The organism is Winogradskyella sp. A2, assembly GCF_046762865.1.
Lineage (GTDB): Bacteria > Bacteroidota > Bacteroidia > Flavobacteriales > Flavobacteriaceae > Winogradskyella.
This window is the reverse complement of sequence record NZ_JBKQXM010000001.1, coordinates 538,762-549,584: the sequence shown is the minus strand read 5'-3', so window position 1 is coordinate 549,584 and position 10,823 is coordinate 538,762. Positions and strand designations below refer to the sequence as shown.

At 34.5% G+C, this 10,823-nt stretch carries 6 protein-coding genes and 1 tRNA gene; all 7 read right to left on the bottom strand.

Annotated elements, in window-relative coordinates; genetic code table 11:
- The coding region (locus ACFWV9_RS02390; RefSeq protein ID WP_411893633.1) for a putative Ig domain-containing protein at positions 1 to 3,005 on the bottom strand (3,005 nt) is incomplete at its 3' end.
- Between the two features lie 684 nt (positions 3,006 to 3,689).
- Positions 3,690 to 3,762, bottom strand: a tRNA-Met gene (locus ACFWV9_RS02385).
- Between the two features lie 110 nt (positions 3,763 to 3,872).
- Positions 3,873 to 4,715 (bottom strand): Two component regulator three Y domain protein, encoded by an 843-nt coding sequence (locus tag ACFWV9_RS02380; protein WP_411893632.1) that lies wholly within the window; start codon positions 4,713 to 4,715, stop codon positions 3,873 to 3,875.
- A 132-nt stretch (positions 4,716 to 4,847) separates the two neighbouring features.
- The gene (locus ACFWV9_RS02375) at positions 4,848 to 5,030 is read right to left on the bottom strand and encodes a CPXCG motif-containing cysteine-rich protein (RefSeq protein ID WP_411893631.1); all 183 of its coding nucleotides are present in this window, start codon (positions 5,028 to 5,030) and stop codon (positions 4,848 to 4,850) included.
- An 11-nt stretch (positions 5,031 to 5,041) separates the two neighbouring features.
- Positions 5,042 to 6,358, bottom strand: coding sequence for a TolC family protein (locus ACFWV9_RS02370; protein WP_411893630.1), 1,317 nt, complete (start codon positions 6,356 to 6,358; stop codon positions 5,042 to 5,044).
- Positions 6,355 to 9,645 carry an efflux RND transporter permease subunit gene (locus tag ACFWV9_RS02365; RefSeq protein WP_411893629.1) on the bottom strand — a complete coding sequence of 1,097 codons (3,291 nt, stop codon included), beginning with the start codon at positions 9,643 to 9,645 and terminating at the stop codon, positions 6,355 to 6,357. Before ACFWV9_RS02365 ends, ACFWV9_RS02370 begins: the two co-directional genes overlap by 4 nt.
- A complete protein-coding gene (locus tag ACFWV9_RS02360) occupies positions 9,645 to 10,793 on the bottom strand; it encodes an efflux RND transporter periplasmic adaptor subunit (RefSeq protein ID WP_411893628.1) in 1,149 nt (382 codons plus the stop codon). Before ACFWV9_RS02360 ends, ACFWV9_RS02365 begins: the two co-directional genes overlap by 1 nt.
- Between the last annotated feature and the right edge of the window lie 30 nt (positions 10,794 to 10,823).

Here is a 10,823-nt window from a genome sequence, read left to right as displayed (position 1 = left end):
ACGGTCGTTCCTATCTGGTCTTGCTGATCGTCGATACTGGTCACTACCAATGGACCCGTAACCGTCCAATTAAAGTTAATTATTTGTTGCGTTGAACCTGGCTTATTTACTGTTACCGTTACCTGATGCAGTCCATCGTTATTAGGACCACCAAAAACCGCGTTAGAACCTATGGTGCCAGAAATAACACCTGTGTTTGAATCGATATTAATACCTTCTGGCTGTCCAGAAATAGCGTAAGTGAAATTAGCAGAAGGATTTCCTCCAATTGCTGTAATACCAAATGGACTGATCTCATCATTTACATCGTTATTTTGGTTGGCGACAGGGTCTACTTCTATTAGTGGGTATGGACTTACATTCAAGAAATCCCAGCTTCCTTCTAGTTCCAATCCAGCCGTTCCTGAAGTACCTATAAAACCAACTGCCAAATCTACTGATGGATCTTGCAATGCTGTAAGTATATTTCCTTGGGCGGTTATTGTGCCAAGTAATGTACGTGAGCCTCCGTTTATTTGATATTCCAGATTAACCTCACCAGTCAGATTGTTAATCACAAAATGGAAAAGTATCCCAGATATTGAAGGGTTTTCCAAAGGGAAGGTAAAACTAACAGGTGTCTGTGGTACATCTCCTATTTCTTGTAAGGCAATGAAACCGTCAGTGGTCACTACAAATTTTATATAATTAGACTGTGTTCCATCTCCAATAAAAAATCCAAGCTCACCATTAGTGATACCTTGTTCGTTCTCAAAAAGTCTTAAAGGTCCCGTAAAACCATTCATACCTCCTGTTACTGTAAAAGTACCTGTTGAGTTGTCTACTTGTACACCATATTGATATCCTTTCTCTTGTGTATTAATTGTTCCTAATGCTGTACCAGAAGTCATATGTGAAGTCATAATACCAGGCGCTCCTCCAAGAACATCATTAGGATTAGGCCCATTGTCCCTGTCATCAATCCAGCTTAACCAATTGGGACCTGAATCTCCATTGTTCATTAAACCTGTCATTCCTAGTCCGAAAATTCCTCCAAGACCTTGTTGATCGTTAAAAAGATCATTACTTATTGGCAAAGTAAATGCATCACTTCCAGACTGAGTATGATCCCCTAATTGAAAAGGGTCCAAACTATCTGGAATACCATCAAAGTCATCATCTGTATCGTTTAAATCAGAAATAAGTGTACCACCTGAAGATTTATCAAAATCTGCAGGTTGAGAACCACCATTACATGAATCTGTAAAGTTTTGTTCTTCATCTAGGTTTGTATAACCATCGTTATCATAATCTGCAAGCGGATCATAAGATTCGTCAGTTGGATCCAAACATGGCACAAAATCTTGAGGTTCAAAAACCACTATTTTTCCGTTCAGCGTACCTGCCCAAATTGTTCCTGGGAAAATTTCGTTATCTCCATTACAGGTTACTCCTAGGGCATTACCGCCTATCCCTGAAAGAAAATTTGAGGTTAGTTGGTCTAGATCCCCATTACCATCAAGTTCCACACGTCGCAGAACACCATTATTAACGCCTGCCAGAAGATTCCCTTGCATAATACCACCAAAATTTGTTGCGGTGTATTCGTCAATACCATTTGTATTGGTTCCCCATGTGGTTACAGGATTATCATTGGGACCATCAGGGTTTGATATTCCCGGTCCTCTCCAGTCACCTTCAATAGGATTTGCTGCAGGAACAACTAAGTCCCAGTTTGCTGGTAGTGCAATATCCGGATTATCCGTATAACCAATTCCAGGATTACTAGGATCATAAATTAAAGTACGAAATACCTGATTTGTACCATCGTCAGTATAAAGACCTGCACCAGTTGGATTAGCACGAGTCGGGTTAGGGTGACCTCCATAGAGACTGCCAAAATTATAATTCTGAATATTTGTGGTTATTAACTGTAGATGATCTTTATTATTAATTTGTTCTCCTCCAGAGGATGAAGTACTCCCAGGTTCAGAAGAATCATAATCATTTGTTGCATTACCACCTCCCTCATTAGCAGGGAATCCTCCCCATCCACCATTGGCTCCATTATCTGTTACATAAACTGCACCAGACTCTGTTACGACTAAATCATAAGCATTGCGATAACCTGGAGAGAATATTTGTACGGGACCATTTGGATCAATTATCGCTTGATTAAGCCCATCATTACCTCCCCAAGGATCATTAACGTCAATGCCATTATACCCTGGTACATCCGGATCAGAGATTCCATTAACGTTTGTTCGTGTTGGGTCATCTAAGGTTGGCAAGTCGTATATATAACTACGCCCATTATCGTCTAGGATTGGAAGTGAGTTCAATGCTGTAAGATCAACCGAAAGCACTGCTGCAGATAGAGCATACTCACAAGTATAAACAAAATTTGTTGATGGTGAGCCAGCATTGGTGTGCCCTCCAGAGGCCACAATCAAGTAATCATTCCCATTTATAGTGACGAATTCGAGACCATTAGTTGCATGATTTTCCTCAGATCTTGGAAGACCTCTAACTAAGTCTACAACATCCCAAGAAGTACCATTCCAACTAAATCGTGTTATCACTCCAGAGTTTGTATCCAAATTGACATCACCATTACCACCACCATCACCAGCACCGATGCGGAAATCACTAGAAGTAACATAAATTACAGGATTCTGAGCTGTACCGACTACAGTTAGCCCAATAGTCTCACGAAAAGTACTATTATGCGTTGTTCCATCATCATTGTGATCTGCCATCGTAAGAATACCATCTAGTTCTTCAATATCTGTAACAACATAGTCTGTGGCGCTATTACGTTGTATTGTTAGTATTTTTATAGCACCTGTATATTCTGCAACATATAGACGACCATCTGGTCCGTACATTAAGGAAGTTACTGCATTTACAGTTGCACCAGGATCATCTGGAACATTAAAAGTAATTTGACTTTGACTGAAATTAACTTGAGCATTGCTCCAAAAAGAAAATAAAATAGAAACGAAAATAATTTTTACGACCTTCATCTAAATGGGGTTTAAATATTAGAAGTAAAATTTGATGATAGATTTGGTCGTGCAAACGAAAATAGAATTTAAAAATAATCCATACTTGATTTATCTTTGTTTTTCGACAAAACACATATTTATCGGGTTCTAATTATTATTAATCCTTATGTGAGATACTGATTTTAAACAAGTTACAAAGGTGATGGTTCTAATATGAAAATTTGGGCATTAATTTTTTCTAATAAAAAGAATTTTAATTGGCAATTATTTTCGAAAATTATAATTCTTTAAGCAAATAAATTTAACTTCAAAAATTGTTCAATTTTTAACTACCTTAATAATCTCCATACTAATGAAGTTGATTACTTGTAATTAAGGAATGATTTCGAAAACAGAATAAAACCAGTCTAACAATATATAAAAAGAATCGCTCAATATTGGTCTTAACTAAAGGTCTTTAATAGTTAACTACATCTGATTTTCCTTCGGAAAATACTCGAACGTAAATCCGCAACTATTCTTATACGACAACGAAGAGAACACATGTGGTTAAGTACAAGCAAAAGACAATCGAAAAAAACTTCATTAACTACATGCTTATTCTATGAATAATATGCTACCAAAAACGCTAGAATTAATATAGTTCTCCTTATACAAACTCATTGACAAAAAAAGCCAAATACTTTCGTATTTGGCTTGTTGTAGCGGGAACTGGACTCGAACCAGTGACCTTCGGGTTATGAGCCCGACGAGCTACCTACTGCTCTATCCCGCGATATTGGATTGCAAATATACGACGCTTTTTAATTTTAACAAGTATTTTAAATAAAAAAACGCCCAGAAAATCTGAGCGCTTTAAACCAATTATAAATAAAACTTAATATATTAATCGTCATCATCGTCTGAGTCTAAAGTTGCTAGTGCACCTTTTAGATTAGCCTCATCCAGATCAAAATCTACAATATTTGGAAGTTGTTCTTTCAACATTGCATAGTTACCTTTAAAACCATTATTGCTTAACAACAATGTTTTTAAATTAGTTAACTGTGCAAGCTCGCCTGGCAAATTACCATAAAATGCATTATTAGATAATACTAATTCTTCTAATTCAGCTAATTCACCAATTGAAGAAGGAATTGTACCTAATAGGTTATTGTCAAAAACACTTAATACTTTTAATGATTTCATATTAGAAACAGTAGATGGTATTTTACCCATTAAATTATTACTACTAAGTATTAATGTTTCTAATTTTGTTAGGTCACCTATAGAAGCTGGTATTTCTCCGAAGAAATTATTGTTATAAAGTTCTAGTGATTTTAAGTTTTCAAGGTTACCAATATTAGATGGCAGTGCACCACTTAAGTTATTAGAAAACAATAAAAGTTTTTCTAATGAAACTATTTCAGTAATACTTTCTGGTAGTTGTCCCTCTATCTTATTAAATGATAAGTTTAATACTCTTAAAGACGTTAACGCAGCAATATCCTCTGGTAATTCTCCTTTTAAGTTGTTGAATGTTAAATTTAAAGCAACTACTTTATCATCTTCTACAGTTACTCCATACCAATCAGAAATTGGATCTTCTAAATTCCATGAAGTTTTCCAATCATTACCATTTGTAGCATTATATAGTGCTAACAGGGCGCCTTTTTGTTCTTGGGAAACGTTTGCAAATGTAAATGCAGAAAGCAAGCAACATAACAAGGTTAATTTTAGGGTTCTCATAATAGCAGATTTCTGTGGAGGGACACAATTTACCTTACGAATATAGACTCTAACAGTTAAAACAACAACTTTTTTCGATGAACTGCACACCTTAATTTTATAAAATGCTTATTATCAATATTTTATGAAATTTCACTGTTCTATACTTTCGGCCTGAAAACTTAGTATTTCTTGCTTTTCACACGATATGCTAACCTGTATAGGATTGCAACATATCTCACAATCTTCAATATAATTTTGGGTGTGCTGAGAAGTGTCAATTAGCATTGAAATTTGCACCCAGCAATACGGACATTGAAAAAAATGTTCTTTCATTTTTCTTAAGATTAGAATCTTACATTTAATAATTCACCACTGATTTGAAGTACTAATACTTCTGCTAATTTAGCATCATATTTTGCTTGGTTTCTGCTCAATTCTGCAGTTAGTAAATTAAATTGCGCTTGTCTAAATTCGATAGAGGTAACTTGCCCTAATTTAAATTTTTCCTGTGTACGATTAAAATTATTCTTTGCTGTTTTAATATTTTCTTCCTGTACACGATAGATCTTTAATCTATTCTGATAATCGTCCCAAGCATTATTAAAATTTCTTTCAACTTCTAACTTTAATTGCTCCTTTTGTAATTTTAAATTTTCAAGATTAATTTTAGCATTTTTTACTCTTGTAATAGTGGTTCCACCATCAAATAAATTCCAACTTAGATTAACTCCGGCAGACAGTCCCGTATTTGCAGATACCGCGACAAAAGATGCCGCATTATTGTTATTCTCATTCCAGCCATAAGTCCCAATTAAACCTACAATTGGCAAATAACCCGATTTATTGGCTTTAACTGTAAAATCGTTAATGGCAATATTTTTATCATTCTGAATTAATGTGACATTATTACTTAAAACCTTTTCCAATAATTGTTGCTTATTTAATTGCATCAGAAAGGTTACAGAGGTGTCAACTGCAAATACTCTATCAATTGAATTACCAGTAACTACATTTAAATCGCGCTTAGAGTTGATAAGGTTTTGCTTTGATGTTATAACATTAATACTATCATTATTAATATCCACTTGGGCATTTAAAACATCTAATTTTGTGTTTTGCCCATAATCAAATTGATATTCTGATCTCACCAGTCTGTCATAAGAAATCTCCAATGTTTGCTCAAGTGATTTTAAATTCTCTGCACGTCTGGCTACATCATAATAGACCGTTAGTAGTTGTAAAATTGTATTTTCAATGGTCTCTCTAGCTTGTAGCTCGCTTAAATTATATTCTTCTTTTAATCTCTTGAAATCGTAATAGCGACCTAACCCATCAAACAAGGTATAATTAAGATTTATACCTGCATTATATCTAGAACTTTCTGCACCATCTAAGGAGGTTGACTCTCCACTACTGAATTCTGCAGAAAGATTATCTTTATTGTAGGTCGCACCTGCATTAGCTGTTAAGGTTGGTAAATACCCTGAGTTGAGAACACTTTTATTATTCTCTGCTAATTCAACATTATTATTAGCAATCTTAACTCCGTAATTGTTTTCTAATGTAAGTTGAATAGCCTCTTCTTTAGACAAAATATTTTGTGCAAAAAGATTACAACCTATTAAGACTGCAACACATATTATGTATTTTCTACTAATCATTTGTCTGCATTGTTCAATTGTTCTTGCTCTATTCTTTTATTTTTATTTGAAGTCCCTAGAATTGCATCTTCTTGCAGTCTAAAGCCTTCTTTTTGTTCTTTAATGGCTCGTTCTACCTCTTCTTTTGTAATATCATCTCCCGTCCAAAGCCATTTTGTATTCTTTTTGATAAAATTGCTGAATGATAGAAATATTGGTAAAACCACTAGAGTTAAAACGGTAGCAAATCCAATACCATAAGCAATTGAAATTGCCATTGGGATTAAGAATTGGGCTTGTCTACTTTGCTCAAAAATTAATGGTGCCAAACCAGCAATTGTGGTTAATGAAGTTAAGAAAATAGCTCTAAAACGTGAACGCCCAGCTTCATATAATGCCTCATCAAAAGATAATCCACTTTTAAGATTACTATTGAATTTACTTATCAATACCAAACCATCATTTACCATAATACCAATAAGGGCAATTATACCCAACATTGATAATATATTCAATGGAAAATCATGTATCCAGTGTCCCCAAGCCACAGCTGGCAAACTGAAAGGGATTAAAGCTAATAATATTAAAGGCTGACTGTAACTTCTAAATGTAAATGCAATAACTATGTATATCAGTGCCAATACAGTCCAACCAACAGGTCCTAAGGAGTTCATGAGTTTTAAACGCTCTCTATTCTGACCTTCATAAGACGGCGTAACTGTTGGATACTTAGATAATATCTCTGGCATTATCTCATCTCTAATTTCAGCCATAATATCTGTGGCACTTGTCTTTTTTGTATCCTTAATATCTGCAGAAACTTGAATTTCCCTTCTACCTTCTAAGTGATTTACTGCAACATCACCACGCTCTATTATATATGTTGCAATCTCCTTAAGCGGCACCTTTTCACCACTAGGTGTAGTGATACGCATATTATCTAAATTGTTAATCGATGAGCGATTTTCTCTTTCATACCTTACCCAAACACGTATTTCATCTTGACCTCTCTGAAATCTCTGGGCTTGATTACCAAAAAATGCAGAACGCACTTCAGACATTACAGAGCGCAGGTCTAAGCCTAAAGCATAAGCATTTTCGTTTAGTTTTAGACGAATTTCCTTTATACCAGCTGGATCGTTATCCGTAACATCTTTAAGAAGTATATTATTTTCTAAATTTTGTTTTAATTCAGATTTTACCGCTTTTAGTTCGTTTATATTATTTCCTAATAGTGAAACTGAAACAGGAAGTCCTCCAAAATTACTACCACCACCATATACAATACTCTCAGCGCCAAAAATTGGCCCAACACGATCTTTTATGCGGTTTGAAACTAAGTTTGAAGTTATACTATTTGGTCGTTCTTCACCTGGTAATAAATTGATCGCTAGAGTTGCAGTTGCAGAACCTGGACCAATATTTTTAATCATATTTTCTACTAAGTATTTATCAGAATTTTCACCAATAAATTCGTCATTGATTTCCTTTGTTACCTCCTTAGCTTTTGCCTCTATATATGAAATTATACTATCGGTTACCTTAGCATTTGTGCCATTAGGCATATTAAGAGAGATCTGAACCCTGTCACTTGCTATATCCGGAAAAAATGCACTCCTTATAATACCACCTTGAAAGCTCGCATTTGTTAAAATAAAGATGACTATAAAAAATGAAAAGGTTAAAAATCTATTGTTTAAGGAAAATTTTAAAAATGGACTATATATCTTATCCCTGAGACCTCTCATTATTTTATCACCTAAGGTATTTGCATATCTGAGCTTAGAAAACACATTTTGAAATATACCTGCCAAACCAGATTTTTGCTTTTTACTTTGCGTTCTTAATGCTTTAGAATGGGCCAAGTGTGCTGGAAGAATAATTAATGCTTCAACTAACGATACCACTAATGTTAGAATTACCACTACTGATACTTCACCAAAAAACTCACCAATTCTACCATCTAAGAATAAAAAGATACCGAAAGCAAGAATAGTTGTTAAAATGGCTGAAACAATAGCAGGTAAAACTTCCATTACGCCGTCTATAGCTGCTCGTTCTGGCGACTTACCTTTTTCATAATGTTGATAGATATTCTCTGCAATCACAATACCATCATCAACAAGAATACCAATTACTATAATCATACCAAATAATGAAAGCACATTAATAGTAACATTAAAATAACCGGCGAACATAAACATACCAGCAAATGCGACAGGTAAACCTACTGCGACCCAAAAGGCCAACCTTGTATTAAGAAACAAGGATAAAAAAGTTAACACTAAAATCATCCCAATTAAAGCGTTTTCAGTAAGCAATTCAGTACGTTGCACCAATGTAGTAGATAAGTCTCTAACCACATTTAATTTTACATTATCATATTTCTGATTAAAGTCTTCAATATATTTCTTAGCATTCTCAGCAGAGGTAATTAAATCTTCAGTATTGGTACTGGTAATGGTGATATTAATAGAAAGATTACCATCAAAATAATTAGCATTTGGAGTTTCTGAGAATTGATCTCTAACAATGACAATATCCTTAAGCTTAATCTTTCTACCAGAAGCATCTGATTTAACGACTAAATTAGATAGGTCATCTGCATAGTAAGATCTATTATTTGCTCTTATAAGATACTCTTCTGCATTTGTTTTTATAGTTCCGCCAGTAGTTATTAAACTCGCCTGATTTACCGCTTGTGCAACCTCTGCAAAGGTTAAATCATAGGCTAATAAGTTAGTTTCATTAACAGCTATTTCAATTTCTTCTTCTGGATATCCTGAAATTTGAATTTGCGAAATCCCTTCTATTCCTCTAAGGTCATTCTCAACCTGCCTGCCAATCTGCTTTAGTGTAGCCAAAGGTATTTTACTACCACTAATTGCAAATGTTATTGTTGGTCTTAATTCCTCTCGTTTAGCAACTATTAATGGCTCCATTCCTACCGGAAAAGAAGGTACTCGATCAACAGCATTCTTAACTTCTAATAGCATAAAATCAATATCCTTACCTTTCTGGATTTCTACATTGATATTACCGCTATTTTCTCTTGATGTAGACGTAACACGTTCTACACCATTAAGACCTTTTAAATTATCTTCGATTTTAAGTATAACACCCTCCTCTAACTCTTGTGGTGATGCACCTGGATAGGTAACATTAATACTAATATTTTTTGAATCTACTAAGGGAAAGAATGATGATTTAAGTTTTAGTGCACCAAACACTCCGAAAATAAGAAAGGACCACATCACTACATTTACAGCGACGCTATGCCTTATAAAATAAGCAATTAGTTTTCTCATTACTTATCCTGTTTTTCTGAGCTTGAAATCTCTTTCAAGTCTGATTGATAGGGTTTTACTAACATACCAGCGTATGAACCAGGGACTGGTTTGGCCAGAATGACTGTACCATCTGGAATAGTTTTTAAAACAACCTTTGTGTCAGAATAGTAAATAGGTTGTACATCAATAACATCCAAAATACTATCTCTAAGAACAAATATTTGATCACCATCTAGCATTAAATTTCTATTTATTTCAAAAGCATTTTGTTCTTCTTTAGCATTTAAATTTGCTTCGAGATACATCCCTTCCTTTAATGTTTCATTCTTAACTTCTATAAATGCCGTTATGGTTTGTGTTGTTGGGTCAATGCTTCCATTAACTCTTGTTACAACTCCAGAATAACGTTCTGTTTTATCAATATTATTTAACTCAACAGGTTCTCCAACTTTCAATAGGCTCGCATAGGATTTACTAAGTGCCACCTCCATCTCATATACTCCTGGATAGATAAATTCCCCGAGCTTTTGCCCATTTCTAATTAAAGATCCTTCAGTAACAAGTGCTTCTGTTAAAATACCCGAGAAAGGCGCTTTAATATTATACTTTGCTAAACGCTGTTCTAAATTCTTAACATTAAAATAGTTCGAAATTATTCCTCTACCAGTAATGAAAAAATTTTCTTTTTCTGTGGTCATCTCTGGTAGTTTTGGCGTTGATTTGTTCAGGTCAAAACCGTTTAAATACGATTGCCATTTACTGTAAACTTCAGGAAAATCTAATCTTAAATCTGGCATAATGGCCGCAATAGAATTGTACAAATTACTTTTGGAAGATTGCACGCTTGCGTAATGTTCTGAAGCATCTATTCGAATAAGAGTTTCTCCTTTTCTAAATTCTTGACCAGGTCTAAACAATTTGTTCCCTGTTTTAAAAACACCTTGTACTTCAGCAAAAAGTTCAACCCTGCGTTTAGCAACTAAACTTCCATTGGCCGGAATAACGATCTGTACTGTTGAATTTTGAACCGTTTCAACAAATACAGTTTTCACTACTTTTTCTGGAACGGGTCTTTTACGTACATTTTTTTCAATTATAAACTGACCTAGAAAGTAAGCTCCTACAATAAGTAAAATACCCAGAAGGAATAAAATAATTTTGCGCATGTGATGGTTGTTAATGAATGCAAATGTACC